Here is a 17,814-nt window from a genome sequence, read left to right as displayed (position 1 = left end):
GCGTCCTCAGAACAGATCGCTGCGCGATTTCAGCAGAGTTTCAACGTCTTTATCGACCTTAATGTGGATCTCATGTTCGATTTTGACATTCATATTGATGGTAATCGGCTCTTTCGGTGCCGCGACTTCAATGCGCGGCGTACAGCCAGACAGTAGCGCGACAACGGCAACGGTGAGTACACCAGCCATCTTTTTCATTGTTGTTCCTCACTTTCCTTGCCAGTCGAACTGCGGGGACCGGGTATCGCCGCGTGTTGCTCAAACCAGGTTTGCAGGTTGTCTCCAAAACGCAGGCTGCGCCAGAGGGTAAAGACATTCTCGTCATGGGTATAGTTCAGGTTGACGGTGCTGCTTTTGCCATCGACACGGCTGGTCCCCTTGATGGTGGCCTGCATGGTTAATTGCCCCAGGTTATCTAAATTGATTCTCGTCCACGAACGCGAAATTTCCATATAGCGGAGCCAGTTAATCGCGGCGCCCGCGACCATATTATCGTTCACAATGGCGTCTGCGGTATCTTTGTCGATACGCAGCGTCATGGGCCCGGGGTTGCTCAGCCAGCCATCTTTGATGATCCATTTTTCATTGTCCAGCCAGAACGGCAGCGCCCCGCTGACCGGCCCCGACATGGCAAACTGTTTCGGATTGACGGCGCTAATCAGCTCGCTGGAAGATATATTATCTACGCGCAGCAAGGCCGGATCGTGCTGCGGCATCCTCAGCTGCTGCATGGTGATCTTCCCGCCGAGGGTTTCCACCTTCACGTTGGTGAGCAGAAGCGGATTGTCCTCCGTCCAGGGATAATCCCCCTGTAAGTCGGCGGTGATGTTGCGCGCGGTCACCAGGTTTTCGACTTCATCTATGCGCAACGTGACCGGGCCGCGCGTGCCCAGGGACCAGGTCCCTTCGCTGAAGCGGAACGGCAGCACAAAATCGACGCCGTTGACCTGGTTATCAGGCATCCAGGCGCTGCCGGATTTCAGCACGCCGTGCCCACCGGCTTCAAAGCCCTGATCGGCCGCCGCCGAGAAGGCGACCTGCGCATAGAGTTCCCCGTCACGCAGCGTCATTTTCCAGTCCGGTGGTATCAGCGGCTGAAATACGGTAAGCGACTGTTTCGGCCACCAGGCCTGCCCGCGAAGACGTTCCCCATCCCATCGACCATTTACCTGTACCGGGCCAATTTTGTCTGCATGGAGGTCGCCCTTGAACTGGAAAATCGTTGGGTCTGTTCCGTCGACGCTAAAGGTCAGTACTGAGGGCGGTAACACGCTCCCGCCGGAGAAGCGGGTTTGTCCCGCATTGAGCGCCAGCGCGCCGCTGAAGGTGGGTTTTTCGGGGTCACGGAACCAGCGCACCGGTTGATCCAGCACCAGACGCGGCTTGCTGACTTCCATCGTACCGTACTGAAGTTTGTCAAAACCGGTGGAGAGCGCAGTTAGCTCAATGAGATTGTCACGCCATTCGCCTTTCCCGGCGACATCCCAGCGCGCATTCATCGGCGTAAAGCCCCCTTTTCCCCAGTAGCGCCACTGCCACAGACCGTTGTCGGGTAAAAAGTCGTTGGCCTGGCCGTCCAGGTGGAGCTCAAAATCGCCCATTTCGTTTTCATGGGCCCGCAGAATGGCCTGCAAACGGCCATCAACACCCTTTTGCGTGAGCTTGACGCCCGCAAGTGGCCAGCGAATTTCATCAATATTGAGGGAGTTAATAATGCGTCCGCGTGAACGAAGCAGCGCCCCCGGCTCAAAGGAAAGCTGAGGTTCATACAGGCTTCCGGTCAGTTTTGCCGGCAGTCTGGCGTAGAGAATAAGGTCGTTTTGTTTCGCCTCACCGCTCAGATACAGCGGCATGTCGCTGTTTTCCATACTGAGCCTGCCCGGCCCAAGGTTCAGAACCGCGTTGCCTTTCCCTGCATCACCCTGGGTAAGCACATTGAGACGTCCGGACAAGGTAGCTTTCTCCAGTCCCTGTTGCCAGTTGTCGACTCGCAGGCCAACTCGCCCGCTCAGCGGCATACCGGAGAGGTCCCAGTTCCAGCGTCCGTCACTGATATTCAGCTGTTCTGCCGTGATCTGCCACGGGAGGTCGAGCAGCGGGTCGGGGTTATCGCGCGCCATCACCACCAGTTGTCCCTGATTTTCCGCCCAGTCCAGATCGGCATCGACCAATGAGGTGAGCTGTGGCACGTTAAAGGTCGCGACCGCGTGGCCTTTAACCGGTACCCCATCGGGAACCAGCGGCAGAGTGAACTCGCCCACCAGTTTTATGGGCTGAGGCCGATCGGGAAGCTGTACATCGAACTGGCTGACGGAGAGCAACTGTCCACGAAGTTTCCCTTTAATGCTGACCTGCTCGCCATTATAGGTAATCTCCTGGCTGGCAGGCGTCAGCGAGGCATAAAGCTCGCCCTGCCATTGTTGCCAGGGTGAGAGCGTCAGGCGATGAACGGTAAGCCAGGTCTTCGGTAAAACCGCCTGCCACTGTGCCAGCGTTTTGGGCGCAACCGTTGAGGGTGCAGACTGAGGGATTTTGCTTAAACACTCGGAATTAAGCTCGAGCGCACCGATATCCAGTTTCCAGCGACTGGGACGTGACAGCGTCACGTTATCGACCCGGGCAATCTCACAGTCTTCAACCAGATAGCGAACATCGGGAATGACCAGTGCGTGACGGGTGATTTTGGGGCTTTGTTCAAAGGCGATACGTGTCCCGACGGGTAGCCAGATACCGGCAAGCGTTGGAACCCACTGGGCGAGCGTCATCAGCAGCGTCAGCGGCAGGAGGATGAACAGCAGTAAAAGCGCAATTGCGGCTTTGTATTTACCCTTCATGGGCAGTTAATATCCTGATTTAGCAAAAGAATTAAGCCGACATTGCCGATCATTGTCGCATGTTTAGCCAGTCAGTTGAAGGGAATGCCATTTTTAAGGATAGATGCTCTAGAATAATTGATAGAACTTATTGAATTCAATAATATTTCAAAAATTGTAAGATAATTTTAATCATGCTAACGTGAATGCAAAATCACTGGAGAAAGTCTTATGAAACTCGCGGTATATAGCACAAAGCAGTACGACAAAAAGTATCTGCAACATGTTAACGAGGCTTACGGGTTTGAGCTTGAATTTTTCGACTTTCTGCTGTCTGAAAAAACCGCCAAAACGGCGCACGGCTGCGAAGGCGTCTGCATTTTTGTGAACGATGACGGCAGTCGTCCGGTGCTGGAAGAGTTGAAAAAACAGGGGGTGAAATACATCGCCCTGCGCTGCGCGGGTTTTAACAACGTTGACCTCGACGCGGCGAAAGAGCTGGGCCTGAAGGTGGTTCGCGTGCCGGCGTACTCCCCGGAAGCGGTCGCGGAACATGCGATTGGCATGATGATGTCGCTCAACCGTCGTATTCACCGCGCTTATCAGCGCACCCGTGATGCTAACTTCTCGCTGGAGGGACTGACCGGCTTTACCATGTACGGCAAAACCGCCGGCGTGATCGGCACCGGTAAAATTGGCGTCGCCGCCCTGCGCATTCTGAAAGGCTTCGGCATGCGTCTGCTGGCATTTGATCCCTACCCAAGCGCTGCGGCGCTGGAACTGGGCGTCGAATACGTCGACCTGCCAACCCTGTTCTCACAGTCTGACGTGATCTCCCTGCACTGCCCGCTGACGCCGGAAAACTACCACCTGCTGAACCAGGCGGCGTTTGACCAGATGAAAGATGGCGTGATGATCATCAACACCAGCCGCGGTGGGTTGGTTGACTCTCAGGCCGCCATCGAAGCGCTGAAAACGCAGAAGATTGGCGCGCTGGGGATGGACGTGTATGAAAACGAGCGCGATCTGTTCTTTGAAGACAAGTCTAATGATGTGATCCAGGACGACGTGTTCCGCCGCCTGTCTGCCTGTCATAACGTGCTGTTTACCGGACACCAGGCGTTTCTGACTGCCGAAGCGCTGATCAGCATTTCGGAAACCACGCTGGGGAATCTACTGCAGCTGGAAAAGGGTGAAGCCTGCCCTAACGAACTGGCATAAGCCTGGCGCCGGGTGGCGGCTATGCCCCACCCGGCGAACTGTCAGTTTCCCATGTCCGATTAGCGCAGCGCCACCACAGCAGCACGGCCACCAGGGCAATCGCGCTCAGTACGCTGAACGCCGTCGCAAAAGAGTAATGACCGGCGATCGTACCGGTTAACGCCGGACTCATGGATGCCCCAATCCCCTGCATCAGCATCACCACGCTTTGCCCGGCATTGACGTGCCCGCTTCCGCGCAGCAGCACCACAATAAACGACGGTACCACGACACCCAGGATCCCGGCGGCCAGTCCGTCGAGGATTTGTACCGGTATCATCATTAACGGCGCGTCCGTAGATGCCGCCAGCGCCGCGCGCACCGGCATAACCAGCAGCGCCAGCATAATTAAGCGCCAGTAGCCGTAGCGTTCTATGCGGTGTGCGACCCAGATGGCAACGGGGATCATCACGGCCTGTGAGATGATGACGGTACCCGCCGCATACAAACCGGGGTTAATCGAGGCAGGTGCCGCTGCAACTCTCATGCTCAGCATCGGCAGCAGCGCGGCGTTTGCCAGGTGAAACAGCAGCAGCGTCAGCCCGGTCACAAACAGCGCACGGTTTTTCATCAGCACCGCAAAACCGGGAACCGGCAGGTTCGCCTGAGATGACAGCCCGCGCGCGGCGTTGTTGTCGATATCGCCGTGGCGAATGGCAAGCAGCGCGCAGAGCGTGAGCAGCGTCGTGCAGGTCATCAGCAGGAAAATCCCGCCCACGCCCCAGTACCAGGCAATGCCGCCTGCAATCAGTGCAGTGACAAAGTTGCCGCCGTGATTGAACGCCTCATTTCTGCCCATCTGCGCACTGAACCCGCTCTGGCCGGTCAGCCCCAGCGTTATACCGGCGAGCAACGGCCCCACAAATGCCGCACTGATACCGCTGACAATTTGCGAAACAGCGACAACGCTGCTCTGCTGGCTAAACCAGAGCAGGAGCGTACTAAGGGTGATGAGCAGGCACACCAGCGCCAGCACGGATCGCTTGCTGCGTGAGGTGTCGGTGATAAATCCCGCCGGCAGCGTGGCCAATAATCCCGCCAGACCACCGGCCGTCATCAGTATGCCGATATCATCAGGGGACCAGTGACGTTCAGTCAGAAAAATACCGAGAAAAGGACCAAGACCATCGCGGACATCCGCAATGAAAAAACTGGTCAGGCACAACGCCCGCAGTGAACGAAGAGACATACTGTCTGCCTTAGCATGTTACAGCCTGTTATAAATACAATCGAGTATACCGGGTATTGTTGAAAATCAGGTGACATCTGTAAAAACTTTTTCCCGAACTTAAACAATTCATAACGAACGTTGTTTTTTCGCTTTACTCATTATAAAGCCTTATTATACTGGCGATAAATTTACACAGGAGTCCTTCGTTGGAAAGTCACCTTATATATGATACGAAGGTAAGCTAGTGCGATTTCACGCTGCTTACCTGAACGGTGGGCAGCAATCATCTCAACGCGATTGCATCCCGACACATTAAGAACCGCTATAATTGTGGGTAATCGCCATGTTTCTGTTTACACATTCACTCTTCCCGCCGCCGTCGCGCTGAAAATACGTAGTGTTTAAATGGCGTCATATAGTGCTTTAGCACTGACGTTTATTATTGAATATCGTAAACAGGCGACAGGATGATGTTCCCATATATCTCTCATCTGCTCGCAGCAATGCTGCTGGGCGCAATTATTGGCGCAGAAAGACAATGGCGCCAGCGGATGGCCGGGCTTCGTACTAATGCACTGGTTGCTACAGGCGCGGCAGTATTTATTTTAAGTTCCGTCTCCACTTCTCCTGATAGCCCGGGGCGCATCGCGGCACAGATCGTCTCCGGAATAGGTTTCCTCGGCGCCGGCGTGATTATGCGTGAGGGAATGAATATTCGGGGTCTGAATACCGCGGCAACGCTGTGGTGTTCGGCTGGAATTGGTGTGCTATGCGGATTAGGCCAATTCTGGAATGCCGCGATGGCCAGCGTAATTATTCTCTGTGCTAACATATTGCTTCGCGAAGCCGCGCAGCGGATTAATCAACTCCCCGCGCTTCACGAAGGCGAAAAATGTTATGTTCTGAAAGTGACCTGCAATGATGAGCATGAAGATGCCGTGCGGCAGAATGTTGTCAAAATGGCTCAGGAGCTGACGTTAAGTCTGAAAGCCATCTATTCAACGGCAGCGAAAACAGAAGGAACCACCGAAATTCGGGCTGAAGTGATTACCCGTGAGGAATACCGAAAATTACTCGATTTGATTATGGGTAATATGGGTGGGAATAAAATTATCGCTTCCGTAAGCTGTCATGCAATATGAACATAAGCCGGGCCCTGTGCCCGGTTACGTGACCACTCAGCAAGCCCACGCGCCCAGACGGCTAAAATAAAATTTGCTAATTAATCCTGTCCGTGTATTAATGATCTCGTTGGTTCGATGCAATACAGAATGTAACATTTTACTAAGCAGTCCTCATAACCAGGCGCTATCGCTGATACCCCCTCCTTTTGAGTCCATACGTATACAATTTATACGTTCTCTATCATAACGTTACTACTTTAAAAGCATTCAAATGGAGTATATATGTCGTCAAAAATTTTAGGTCTGGTTAAGTGGTTTAACGAAGATAAAGGCTTTGGCTTTATCTCCCCGCTTGATGGCAGTAAAGATATTTTTGTCCACTTTTCCGCCCTTGAGGGGGACAGTTTCAACACGCTTTTTGAAGGTCAAAAAGTCGAGTTTGCTATCATTAGCGGCAGTAAAGGCCCTGCAGCAGGCAACGTAACGCTTTGCGATAAATAATATCGCCACGGACCCGCGATAACGATGACGGTTTTCCTGAGTAGACGGGTCCTTAGCATTGCTTTTTAATTTTCTGGCGAAATTATTTTTTTAAAATCGTTGAGAGGACTTAAAAAGAGTATTGCAATATGGGCAAACAAGCTGTGCGCCCTTTTGTACGCGATTATAGCTGTGCTCTGAATCTTTCGAGCAGTTTGGGCAGGGACATTTGACTAAATGATTTCGACGAAATTGCGTATTTTTACGTCCAGACATAGGCTTCTCCTGATTAAATGGACTGCCACAGTACACGTTAAGTCAGGATATTGCTTGCTTTAATTTTCGAAAAAGTTAAAACAATGAATAAATCAGTCTTTTTGGACGGCATCAGCTTAAAAAATCACGAATGATTACAGGGTGATATATGAAAAAGGTGATAGTGTTCTTTAATGGTAAACCGAGCAAAGTTATGACTGTGCTTAAGGGCATTACATCCATACGTGAAGAATACCCGAATGGCGAAGAGGTTAATCTTCAAATAATGTCTGCTGGTTTTCCGTCTTTAACAGGCGATCATGATGTTATCTATGTTGCCTCGGATCGGGAACTTACCTCTCAGGAAATACTCGATGCAGCACAAAAATATTTGTGATGTATCGGGTTCGCAATTAATTTTTTGAATTAAGATTAGAATAATAACTATGCATCATCATTAGCGCCTGCTTAATGCAGGCTTTTTTTATGACCATTTGTCCTCAACGGTGAGCGGGTCAAGCGGGCGCTAACCCTGGATGACCCGCCAACTATGGCATTACGCGCTCAATCCGCGATTCTCCAGCATCGGTTCAATCTTTGGATCGTGCCCGCGCCAGCTACGATACAGTTCCGCTAAATCTGTACTATTCCCACGGGATAAAATCGCCTCACGGAATTTTTGCCCGTTTTCACGGGTTAAACCGCCCTGCTCGACAAACCACTGATAGCCATCGTCCGCCAGCATTTGTGTCCACAGGTAAGCGTAATACCCCGCCGCGTAACCGCCACCAAAGATATGAGCAAAGTAGCTGCTGCGATAGCGCGGCGGTACGGCGGGCAGATCCAGCCCCTCTTTTTTCAGGGCGGCGGCTTCAAACGCCTCGACACTTTCAACAGGCTCACGAATACTGTGCCAGTTCATGTCCAGCAGCGCGGCACTGAGTGTCTCCGTCATGTCATAGCCTTTGTTAAACTGAGTCGCACTCAGCATGCTTCTCCGTAGCGCTTCCGGCATCGGTTCACCGGTTTCAAAATGACGGGCGTAATGGGCAAATACCTGAGGATGGCTGGCCCAGTGTTCGTTTATTTGCGACGGAAACTCAACGAAATCACGTGGGGTATTGGTACCCGCGAGCGTGGCGTAGCGCTGACTGGCAAACAGCCCGTGTAGCGTATGGCCGAACTCGTGGAACAGGGTAATCACGTCATCCCAGGAGAGTAGCGCCGGGCGTCCATTACCCGGTTTCTGATAGTTACAGACGTTGTAGATAACCGGACGGGTGGCAAATTCATAGGATTGCACGACAAAACTGTCCATCCACGCCCCACCTTGCTTGGAGTCACGGGCAAAGAAGTCACCGTAGAACAGTGCCATACCAACACCCGTGTGGTCGAAAATTTCCCATACGCGAACGTCCGGGTGATAAACCGGGATATCAAAGCGCTCCACAAAGCGGATGCCAAACAGCTGGCTGGCCGTCCAGAATACGCCATCGTGCAGTACGTTATTGAGCGCAAAATACGGCCTGATTTGCGACTCATCGAGGGCATATTTTGCCTGACGCACGCGCTCCGCATAGAAGGCCCAATCCCAGGCCTGCACGGTGAAACCACCCTGTTCGTCATCAATGACATTCTGAATATCGGCCTGCTCGCGTTCCGCGCGGGTACGTGCGGCAGGCACAATGCCACGCATAAAGGTAAGCGCGGCGTCTGGCGTTTTCGCCATCTGGTCGGCAATGCTCCAACTGGCATAATCCTCAAAGCCCAGCAAGCGAGCCTGACGTGCACGTAACGCAGTAAGACGAAGGATCAGCGCGCGCGTATCGTTCTCATCCCCTTTCTGGGTACGCGTCCAGCCTGCGTTAAACAGATTTTCCCGCGTCTGACGATCGCGCAGCGCCGAAAGCGCTGGTTGCTGGGTGGTGTTCAGGAGCGGGATCAACCAGCGATCGTTAAGCTCTCTCTCGGTGGCAGCCTGTGCGGCATCAGCGATTTCGTCAGCGCTAAGCCCATCAAGCTGGTGTGCGTAATCCACCACCAGCCCGCCAGCCTTATCAGCAGCCAGCAGACGCTGATTAAACTGGCTGGTCAGAGAGGCCGCCTCGGTATTAAGCGCCTTCAGCTCGGTTTTTTCTGTCTCATTCAGACGTGCGCCGGCCAGAATAAACCGCTGATATGTCTCCTCAACCAACCGACGGGATTCAGCGTCCAGCGCGGCACGGTCCTGCCAGACGCTCTCCACGCGAGCGAAAAGCGTGTCGTTTAGCCAGATATCGTTCGCCAGCGCGGCAAGTTCGGTAGAGAACTGCTCTTCCAGTTCCTGCAGGTACGCATTGGTGTGTGCGGAGGTCATGGCGAAGAAAACGCTGTTGACGCGCGTGAGCATGGCGCCGCTTTTCTCCAGCGCCAGTACGGTGTTGGTGAAGTCTGGCGCAGTGGTCTGAGAGACAATGGCGTCAATATCCGCCCTCTTCTGGCGAAGCGCTTCATCGAAAGCCGGGCGATAGTGGCTATCGTTGATTTCATCAAAATGAGGTGCCTGGTAAGGTAAAAGGCTGATTTCAAAAAAGGGATTCGTGGCCGTCATCTTTTGCTCCTGAGTACGGGTATCCTCCCAGATTAGGCCAGGCCGCCATCCCCTGCAATGCTGCCATACAAATGTTGCCTTAACGCACCCTCGTCGACCGTGCTATGTTAGTACCACACAAAAAGCGTTGAGGAACAGTGAGATGATTATTTTAGTTACCGGGGCGACAGCGGGTTTTGGTGAAAGCATCACGCGTCGCTTCGTCGCCAACGGACACAAGGTGATTGCAACGGGCCGTCGTCAGGAGCGTCTGCAGGAGCTGAAAGACGAATTGGGTGACAGCATCCTGACCGCGCAACTGGATGTGCGTAACCGCGCGGCCATTGAAGAGATGATTACTAACCTGCCTGCCGAATGGCGTGCCATTGATGTGCTGGTTAACAATGCCGGTCTGGCGCTGGGCATGGAGCCTGCCCACAAAGCCAGCGTTGAAGACTGGGAAAACATGATCGACACCAACAACAAAGGGCTGGTCTATATGACCCGTGCAGTGCTGCCGGGCATGGTCGAGCGCAACCGCGGCCACATTATCAATATTGGTTCCACCGCCGGGAGCTGGCCATATGCGGGCGGCAACGTCTATGGCGCGACCAAAGCGTTTGTGCGCCAGTTCAGCCTGAACCTGCGTACCGATCTGCACGGCACGGCCATTCGCGTCACCGATATCGAACCGGGTCTGGTTGGCGGGACAGAATTCTCCAACGTGCGCTTCAAAGGCGATGACGCGAAAGCGGACAAAACCTACGAAAACGCTAACGCGCTGACGCCGGAAGATGTCACTGAAACGGTGTGGTGGGTGGCGACGCTGCCGAAACACGTCAACATCAACACTGTAGAAATGATGCCGGTCAGCCAGAGTTTTGCCGGACTTAGCGTCCATCGTGGCTAACTGAGCCCTTCCCGGCCTGCGGGCCGGGTCTGTTTCGGGTTATAAAAGAATGGTAGTATGTTCTGGCTAACTCTCTGAGAAATGACAACTCATGGCCGCTGAATCGCAACTCAATCCCACCCAGCCAGTAAACCAGCAAATCTATCGCATTTTGCGACGTGATATTGTCCATTGCCTGATCCCACCGGGTACACCGCTTTCTGAAAAAGAGGTGTCCGTGCGTTTTGACGTTTCCCGTCAGCCGGTGCGCGAAGCGTTTATTAAGCTCGCAGAAAACGGTCTGATTCAGATCCGCCCGCAGCGCGGCAGCTATGTGAACAAAATTTCACTCTCGCAGGTGCGCAACGGCTGTTTTGTTCGCCAGGCGATTGAATGTGCCGTCGCGCGCCGTGCTGCAACGCTTATCAACGACAACCAGTGTTATCTGCTGGAGCAAAATCTGCACCAGCAGCGCATTGCGATTGACCGTAAACAGCTCAATGATTTCTTCCTGCTGGATGACGAATTCCACCAGAAGCTGGCGCAAATTGCGGACTGTCAACTCGCCTGGGACACTATCGAGAACATTAAGGCCACCATCGACCGCGTGCGCTACATGAGCCTCGACCACGTCTCCCCGCCGGAAATGCTGCTCCGTCAGCACCATGATATTTTTAATGCGCTTGAAAAACGCGATGCAGACGGTGTGGAAAAAGCGATGACGCTACATTTGCAGGAAATTAGTGAATCCGTGCAGCTTATTCGCCAGGAAAATAGCGAGTGGTTCAGCGAAGAGTAACATTTGCCGCACCCCTTACGGATGCGGCGAAGAAATTAACGAACGACTAATACCGGAATAGTGGCGTAGCGCAGAATAGATTCCGCATTTGAACCAAGCAGATGAGTGGTGATGCCCGGGTTTTTCGACCCGATGACGATCACATCATATTCCCCCTCCTTGCTCAGCTTGATAATTTCATCGCGGACATTGCCAAAACGAACCATGCCGTGAATATTCTCAGGGGAGATATCGAACAGTCTCTTTAACTCGTTCATTTTCTTCCCGGATTCAGCGGTCATATACTCTTCAAATTTTTTTATATCAGCGTTAAACCCGCGCAGCAGTGAGCGACTGCTGGCCGGAAGAATGTTGACCAGGGTAATCGACGCGCCCTCAGCCTTTGCCAGGTTGGCCGCATGGCGTACCGCTTTATCGCTTAATTCCATTTCAAACACATCAACAGGCATCAAAATCTTCTTATACATAAGCCTGACTCCTTATTCCGATGAAGGGTTATTTCCTGCCTCCAGAATGGCATCAGAAATATAAACCAACCCTCAACGCTTCCCTATCGAAACTATCAGCTTATGAAAATAACGGTCTGCTTTGTAAATTGCTGTCGTGAACCGTCAGCACTCGATGCAATAAACAAAAAAGTGTGAGTTTGATCAAAAACAAAAACATGAAGCGCGGACAGGCGTATTTATATGCCCCGTGAACGGCAAACCTGAATTAGCGCCGTAACGGATAAGTTAGAGAGGAGAATATACCATGATGACATACGACCGTAACCGTAATGCAATTACCACTGGCAGCCGCGTCATGATAAACGGCACAGGCCATACTGGGGTCATTAAAGCGATCCACAGCGACGGGCTGGATGCCGCGCAGGTGCGTCGTAGCAAAACGGTGGAAGTGGAAGGATGCGAAGGTAAGTTCGAACCGATTGAACTGATTCGCCTGGGTATGCACTAAATTGTACCCGTACATGCCGCCGCGAACGGCGGCATGAGATGAATTATCGTTGCGCGGCGTACTGTGCCACCGTGGCTTTTGCTCCCTTCTGTAGCAACGTCTGATACGCGCTCATCACCGCATCCACAAAGCTAGCCTCTTCAGGTAACTCTCTGCCAAAAATAGCCTCGATGCCAAGCAGGGCTTTCACACGGCTTTCCCCCTCGGTACTTCCCTTCACTGCCGCCTGAATCACGGCCAGTTGCGGATCGCTCACCTCAATGGTATTACCCTGTTCATCCACACCGCCAACATAGCGCATCCAGCCAGCCACACCCAATGCCAGTAGCGGGAACGGCTTTTGATGCACCAGGTGCCAGCGCACAGAATCCAGCATACGCTGCGGGAGCTTCTGGCTACCGTCCATCGCAATTTGCCAGGTTCGATGACGCAGGGCCGGGTTACTGTAGCGAGCAATCAGCAGATCGGCATAATGACCTAAATCGACGCCTTTCACTTTTAAGGTTGGCGCCTGCTCGTTGAGCATCAGCTTATGCGCGGCGAGGCGGTAATTTTCATCCTGCATACAGTCGTTGATATGCTGGTAACCCGCCAGATAACCAAGATAGGCAAGGAATGAATGACTGCCATTGAGCATACGCAGCTTCATCTCTTCAAACGGAATAACATCTGACACCAGCTCGGCCCCGGCTTTTTCCCATTCAGGACGCCCGGCAACAAAGTTATCTTCAATCACCCACTGGCGGAACGGTTCACAGGCCACTGCCGCCGGGTCGAGCACGCCAGTCAGTTGTTCGATTTTATTCAGCGTGTCTACCGTTACTGCAGGCACGATGCGGTCCACCATCGTTGACGGGAAGGTGACACTGGATTCAATCCAGTCCGCCAGCTCACCATCGACAGCGCGAGCATAAGCACAGGTGACATTGCGCATCACATGGCCGTTCTCCGGCATGTTGTCACAGGACATCACGCTGAAAGCAGGCAGACCCGCAGCTTTACGGCGCGCCAGGGCTTCAACCACTACCCCGGGTGCGGATGTCGGGTGATGGGGGTTTTGCAGGTCGGCGGCAATTAACGGATGATCGAACATCAGTTGCCCGGTCGCGGGTGAGTGACAATACCCTTTCTCGGTGATCGTCAGCGAGACAATTGCCACCTGCGGTTCACACATCGCGGCCAGCACGGTCTCCAGCCCGTCAACCTGCGCATGGAGTGCTTTTTTGACCACTCCGACCACGCGAGATGTCCATGCATCGGCAGACATCTCCGCCACGGTATAGAGGTTATCCTGCGCGTTGAGATCGGCAATCTGCTGCTCGCCGCCAATCAGGTTTACTTCACAATAACCCCAGTTGCTGCCGTGTTCCGCTGCGAGAATGTCGGCATAAACCGCCTGATGCGCACGGTGAAATGCGCCGAAGCCAAGATGAACAATGCGTGCCTTCAGGTCGTCGCGAGTGTACTGAGGAAGCGTGGCTTTCGCCTGTAATAACCGGTTTTCCATGATTAAGACTCGTTAAGTAGAACGCTGTGAACCACTGCCGCCCATTGACCAGAGCGGCAGCGCCTGCTGACTACACCAACTAGAATGGCAGTTGGGGTAAAAAAATAACTGCCATTAACCATACTGATACTTCAGTTTGAAATTTTGATTTATATTAACTTTTGTTCATGTGGTGTGACACACGCTGAAAGTTGTGTGACAAATTACTCAAGTTATAAACCATCAGCGCCGTGAGGAGACGGCTCCGTAGCTTACGGACTCTTCTGGCGCGACTTCCGCTGCATCTTGCGCCGCGCTCAGGTCACGGTCACGCACTTCCGGCATCAGGAATGCAGAAACCAGCCCAATCACGGAATAGGCCACCAGCATGGCGACAATCGGCCACCAGGAGCCGGTCATATTGCAGAAGATCCCGGCCAGCACTGGGCCAAACCCGACCGCCACCAGACCACCCGCCTCTTTTGAAATGGCCATACGGGTAAAGCGATTACGCGAACCAAACATCTCCGCCATGGTGATGTTTTCCAGTGCAAACAGCCCCAGAACGGCAAAATTATGGATAACGATGATCGAGAGCATAATCACGCCCGGCGCATAACTTTTATCAACGATGATCGACAGCATCGGGTACGCCAGAATAATGGCGGAGATATTCAGGATAATGTACGGCAGACGACGACCCACTTTATCCGACAGCCAACCTAACAGTGGGATGGTGATAAACCCGAGAACCGAACTGATCATCAGCGCATCAGTGGGAATCGCTTTATTAAACAGCAACGTCTGAACCAGATAACCGGCAAGGAACGTCTGAATCAGACCTGAGTTACCCGCCTGACCAAAACGCAAACCTGTTGCCAGCCAGAAGGATTTGCTCTTAAACATGGCACCTAAAGATGTATCGGGAACCACGGTCTCTGTATCGCTGACTTTCTCAAATACCGGGCTCTCTTTGAGGTTCATCCGCAGCCAGATGGCGAAGATCATCACCACCACACTGGCAAGGAACGGTACGCGCCAGCCCCATGCGAGCAGCTGTTCACGATCGAGGGCAAAGAACATCACAGCCCAGATAGCCGTTGCGCTCAGCGTCCCGCAGTTGGTCCCCATCGCCACCAGCGAGGAGATAATGCCGCGTTTCCCTTTCGGGGCATATTCTGCCAGCATGGTCCCGGCTCCGGAGATCTCTGCCCCGGCCCCCAGCCCCTGAATAATGCGCAGCGTCACTAACAGAACAGGTGCAAAAATCCCGATTTGCGCATAGGTCGGCAGGACACCGATGAGGGTGGTACAGATCCCCATCATCGTGATGGTGATGAACAACACTTTTTTACGGCCGATGCTGTCCCCCATTCTGCCAAAGATAAAGGCCCCGACGATGCGCGCAATATAGCCTGCACCGTAGGTTCCCATCGCCAGGATCAGCGCCATCGCAGCAGACTGTTCCGGGAAGAAGATCTCATGGAAGACCAGGGCGGCCCCAAGCGAGTAGAGCTGGAAATCCATAAACTCCAGAGCGGTGCCCAGCCAGCCGGAGACGGCGGCTTTCACCAGATCGGAGGTCGTTCTTTGAGGTTGTATTTGCGTCATAATGGCTATCTCTGAAAGGTAAGATGCGTACCACATAGAGCCTGTCTGCGCAGGCTCTTAACCGCGTGAATTATTATTTGTCGAATGTCAGCAAGACCTTGCAGCACTGCCGCTGATCTTTCTCAAACAGTTCGATGGCGTCTGTTACATGGTGATAGTCAAAGGTGTGCGTAATCAATTTTTCAGGGTCGATAAGCCCCTTTTCCAACCAGTTAATAACGACCGGGAATTTGTTGGCGTTCAGGCGTGAAGAGAAAATCGTCAGCTCTTTACCGGTGATGCCCTGCTGAGCAATCTGACTCGGCTCGCTTGAGAAGCCCATCAGCACGATGCGCGCCGCCGGAGAGGCCAGCGTAATGGCCTCCTGCAAAATCGACGGATGACAGGCGGCATCAATGATTAACGTCGGTTTGATGCCTTTTTCCTCCAGCGCAGCCTGTAAGGACTGTTCGCTGTTGTTAAATACCCAATCAGCACCACTGCGCTGGGCCATTTTCAGGCGTTCATCGATGCGGTCAACCACGATAACCTGCTTCACCTTGTAGACGCCCTTCAGCGCCTGAACGGTGACCAGCCCCATCGGTCCTGCGCCGTATATCAGCGCAACGTCCTGCTCGGTGGGGTTGGCCTGCCCCGTCACGTTGGCGGCAATGGTGAAGGGTTCAACCATGACGGCGTGTTTATCCGGGATCGCGTCCGGGATAGGCCAGGCATTTTTAGCAGGTACTGCCGCATAGTCGCTGAAGCCGCCGTCACGGTGAACGCCCAGCACCACCAGCGAGGTGCAGACGTTCGGTTTTCCGACGGAACACGGATAGCAGTGCCCGCAGCTGATCACCGGGTCAACCGAGACGCGCTGGCCCAGGCGCGAACTGTCGACGCCCTCGCCCACAGCATCAATGACGCCAAAAAATTCATGTCCGATCACTCGCGGATACTTCGCAAACGGGTTATGCCCCCGGTAAATATGGCTGTCTGAGCCACAAATCCCGGCCAGTTTAATGCTGACACGCACTTCTCCGGCAGCAGGTTCCGGGTGTGGACGCTCTTCAATCACCAGTTGGTTCGGCTGCTGAATCACTATGCTTTTCATCGTTCGTTCCTCACTTACCAGTTCCACAGCGTGCCGTCTTCAAGACGGGCCACCGGCAGATAGGCAGGATCGTACGGATACTTCGCTGCCAGCTTTTCATCAAATTCAATGCCCAGGCCCGGCTTATCGCCCGGGTGCATATAACCGTTATCAAAGCGCCAGCTGTGCGGGAAGACCTCCAGCATCTGTTCGGAATAGCCCATATATTCCTGCACGCCAAAGTTCGGTACCCACAGGTCGAAATGCAGCGCGGCCGCATGGCACACGGGCGAGAGATCCGACGGGCCGTGTGAACCCGTGCGCACCTGGTAGAGCGAGGCAAAATCCGCGATGCGGCGCATCCCGGTGATCCCCCCCGCATGGGTAATGGTGGTACGGATATAGTCGATAAGCTGCTCTTCAATGAGCTGCTTGCAGTCCCAGATGCTGTTAAACACTTCACCCACCGCAATTGGCGTAACGGTGTGCTGGCGGATCAGGCGGAAGCACGCCTGATTTTCCGCAGGCGTGGGGTCTTCCATCCAGAACATACGGAATTCTTCGATGCTTTTGCCGAAACGCGCCGCTTCGATGGGCGTCAGACGATGGTGCATGTCGTGCAGAAGATGTTCATTGAAACCAAATTTACTGCGTACCGCGTCAAACAGCTTTGGAGTGAAGTCGAGGTATTTTTCGGTGGACCAAAGCTGCTCTTCCGGCCAGTCTCCTTTCGTGGCAGGCTCATACGCCAGCCCTTTCCCTTTTGACATGCCGTAGGTTGTTTTCATGCCCGGTACGCCACACTGGACGCGGATCGCTTTAAAACCCATCTCTTTGTGACGGGCATAATCTTCCAGCACGTCCTCAAGGGTGTGCCCGGTGGTGTGGCAATAAACCATCACCCCTTCCCGGGACGCGCCGCCCAACAGCTGGTAGAGCGGCATGTTCGCCGCTTTGGCTTTGATGTCCCACAATGCCATATCCACGGCAGAGATGGCCGACATGGTAACCGGGCCACGACGCCAGTAAGCACCTTTATAGAAAAACTGCCAGATATCTTCGATGCGGTGGGCATCACGACCAATCAACTGCGGGCAGAGGTGATCCTTCAGATAAGACGCTACGGAAAGTTCGCGCCCGTTCAGCGTGGCGTCGCCAAGACCGATAATCCCCTCGTCGGTAGTGATTTTAAGCGTGACAAAGTTCCGCCCCGGGCAGGTAACAAACACGTCAGCCGCGACAATCTTCATAATTCCTTTCCTTACATCGTTGGTTGTGATGTTGGAAATTTACTCATCCACACTACTACCATACAAGTATAATGATCA

General features: G+C 53.4%; 17 protein-coding genes. 7 read left to right on the top strand and 10 right to left on the bottom strand.

Annotated features, from left to right (window positions below):
• Positions 1-6: 6 nt before the first annotated feature.
• Both LCD46_10385 and LCD46_10380 read right to left on the bottom strand, forming a co-directional pair.
• Positions 7-198: a YnbE family lipoprotein gene (locus tag LCD46_10385; GenBank protein ID UOY72682.1), complete on the bottom strand. Its 192-nt coding sequence runs from the start codon at positions 196-198 to the stop codon at positions 7-9.
• Positions 195-2,834 (bottom strand): YdbH family protein, encoded by a 2,640-nt coding sequence (locus LCD46_10380; GenBank protein ID UOY72681.1) that lies wholly within the window; start codon positions 2,832-2,834, stop codon positions 195-197. The genes LCD46_10385 and LCD46_10380 overlap by 4 nt, the downstream gene beginning before the upstream one ends.
• Positions 2,835-3,044: 210 nt before the next feature.
• On the opposite strand from LCD46_10380, the gene LCD46_10375 reads away from it, so the two are divergent.
• A complete protein-coding gene (locus LCD46_10375; GenBank protein ID UOY72680.1) occupies positions 3,045-4,034 on the top strand; it encodes a 2-hydroxyacid dehydrogenase in 990 nt (329 codons plus the stop codon).
• A gap of 19 nt (positions 4,035-4,053) precedes the next feature.
• On the opposite strand, the gene LCD46_10370 is transcribed toward LCD46_10375, so the two are convergent.
• Positions 4,054-5,262 (bottom strand): MFS transporter, encoded by a 1,209-nt coding sequence (locus LCD46_10370; protein ID UOY72679.1) that lies wholly within the window; start codon positions 5,260-5,262, stop codon positions 4,054-4,056.
• A 452-nt stretch (positions 5,263-5,714) separates the two neighbouring features.
• On the opposite strand from LCD46_10370, the gene LCD46_10365 reads away from it, so the two are divergent.
• A complete protein-coding gene (locus LCD46_10365; protein UOY72935.1) occupies positions 5,715-6,386 on the top strand; it encodes an MgtC family protein in 672 nt (223 codons plus the stop codon).
• A 264-nt stretch (positions 6,387-6,650) separates the two neighbouring features.
• A complete protein-coding gene (locus tag LCD46_10360) occupies positions 6,651-6,869 on the top strand; it encodes a cold shock domain-containing protein (GenBank protein UOY72678.1) in 219 nt (72 codons plus the stop codon).
• 90 nt (positions 6,870-6,959) lie between these two features.
• Here the strand turns inward: LCD46_10360 and LCD46_10355 are convergent, their stop codons facing one another.
• Positions 6,960-7,124, bottom strand: a complete 165-nt coding sequence (locus tag LCD46_10355) for a YnfU family zinc-binding protein (protein UOY72677.1) — start codon at positions 7,122-7,124, stop codon at positions 6,960-6,962.
• 148 nt (positions 7,125-7,272) lie between these two features.
• Between LCD46_10355 and LCD46_10350 the strand changes: the two genes are divergently transcribed.
• Positions 7,273-7,500 (top strand): hypothetical protein, encoded by a 228-nt coding sequence (locus LCD46_10350; GenBank protein UOY72676.1) that lies wholly within the window; start codon positions 7,273-7,275, stop codon positions 7,498-7,500.
• A 159-nt stretch (positions 7,501-7,659) separates the two neighbouring features.
• Here LCD46_10350 and dcp read toward each other — a convergent pair whose 3' ends face one another.
• Complete coding sequence (gene dcp, locus LCD46_10345; GenBank protein UOY72675.1) at positions 7,660-9,693, bottom strand: peptidyl-dipeptidase Dcp; 2,034 nt, start codon at positions 9,691-9,693, stop codon at positions 7,660-7,662.
• A gap of 142 nt (positions 9,694-9,835) precedes the next feature.
• Here dcp and ydfG point away from each other — a divergent pair, with 142 nt between their 5' ends.
• Together ydfG and LCD46_10335 are read left to right on the top strand one after the other, a co-directional pair.
• The gene (gene ydfG / locus LCD46_10340; protein ID UOY72674.1) at positions 9,836-10,582 is read left to right on the top strand and encodes a bifunctional NADP-dependent 3-hydroxy acid dehydrogenase/3-hydroxypropionate dehydrogenase YdfG; all 747 of its coding nucleotides are present in this window, start codon (positions 9,836-9,838) and stop codon (positions 10,580-10,582) included.
• Between the two features lie 91 nt (positions 10,583-10,673).
• Positions 10,674-11,360 (top strand): GntR family transcriptional regulator, encoded by a 687-nt coding sequence (locus LCD46_10335; GenBank protein ID UOY72673.1) that lies wholly within the window; start codon positions 10,674-10,676, stop codon positions 11,358-11,360.
• Positions 11,361-11,395: 35 nt separating this feature from the next.
• Here LCD46_10335 and LCD46_10330 read toward each other — a convergent pair whose 3' ends face one another.
• Positions 11,396-11,827 carry a universal stress protein gene (locus LCD46_10330; GenBank protein ID UOY72672.1) on the bottom strand — a complete coding sequence of 144 codons (432 nt, stop codon included), beginning with the start codon at positions 11,825-11,827 and terminating at the stop codon, positions 11,396-11,398.
• A gap of 286 nt (positions 11,828-12,113) precedes the next feature.
• On the opposite strand from LCD46_10330, the gene ydfZ reads away from it, so the two are divergent.
• Complete coding sequence (ydfZ, locus tag LCD46_10325) at positions 12,114-12,317, top strand: putative selenium delivery protein YdfZ (protein ID UOY72671.1); 204 nt, start codon at positions 12,114-12,116, stop codon at positions 12,315-12,317.
• A 43-nt stretch (positions 12,318-12,360) separates the two neighbouring features.
• Here ydfZ and LCD46_10320 read toward each other — a convergent pair whose 3' ends face one another.
• The 4 genes from LCD46_10320 to LCD46_10305 all read right to left on the bottom strand — a co-directional run bounded on the left by LCD46_10320 (position 12,361) and on the right by LCD46_10305 (position 17,736).
• The gene (locus LCD46_10320) at positions 12,361-13,824 is read right to left on the bottom strand and encodes a mannitol dehydrogenase family protein (protein ID UOY72670.1); all 1,464 of its coding nucleotides are present in this window, start codon (positions 13,822-13,824) and stop codon (positions 12,361-12,363) included.
• Between the two features lie 222 nt (positions 13,825-14,046).
• The gene (locus tag LCD46_10315; protein ID UOY72669.1) at positions 14,047-15,414 is read right to left on the bottom strand and encodes an MHS family MFS transporter; all 1,368 of its coding nucleotides are present in this window, start codon (positions 15,412-15,414) and stop codon (positions 14,047-14,049) included.
• Between the two features lie 73 nt (positions 15,415-15,487).
• Complete coding sequence (locus tag LCD46_10310) at positions 15,488-16,507, bottom strand: Zn-dependent oxidoreductase (protein ID UOY72668.1); 1,020 nt, start codon at positions 16,505-16,507, stop codon at positions 15,488-15,490.
• A gap of 14 nt (positions 16,508-16,521) precedes the next feature.
• The gene (locus tag LCD46_10305; protein ID UOY72667.1) at positions 16,522-17,736 is read right to left on the bottom strand and encodes a D-galactonate dehydratase family protein; all 1,215 of its coding nucleotides are present in this window, start codon (positions 17,734-17,736) and stop codon (positions 16,522-16,524) included.
• Positions 17,737-17,814: the final 78 nt, after the last annotated feature.

Origin of the sequence: Enterobacter ludwigii (genome assembly GCA_023023105.1) — a bacterium.
GTDB lineage: Bacteria > Pseudomonadota > Gammaproteobacteria > Enterobacterales > Enterobacteriaceae > Enterobacter > Enterobacter adelaidei.
Note: the sequence above shows the minus strand (reverse complement) of the source record. Positions and strands in the feature narration are given on the sequence as shown.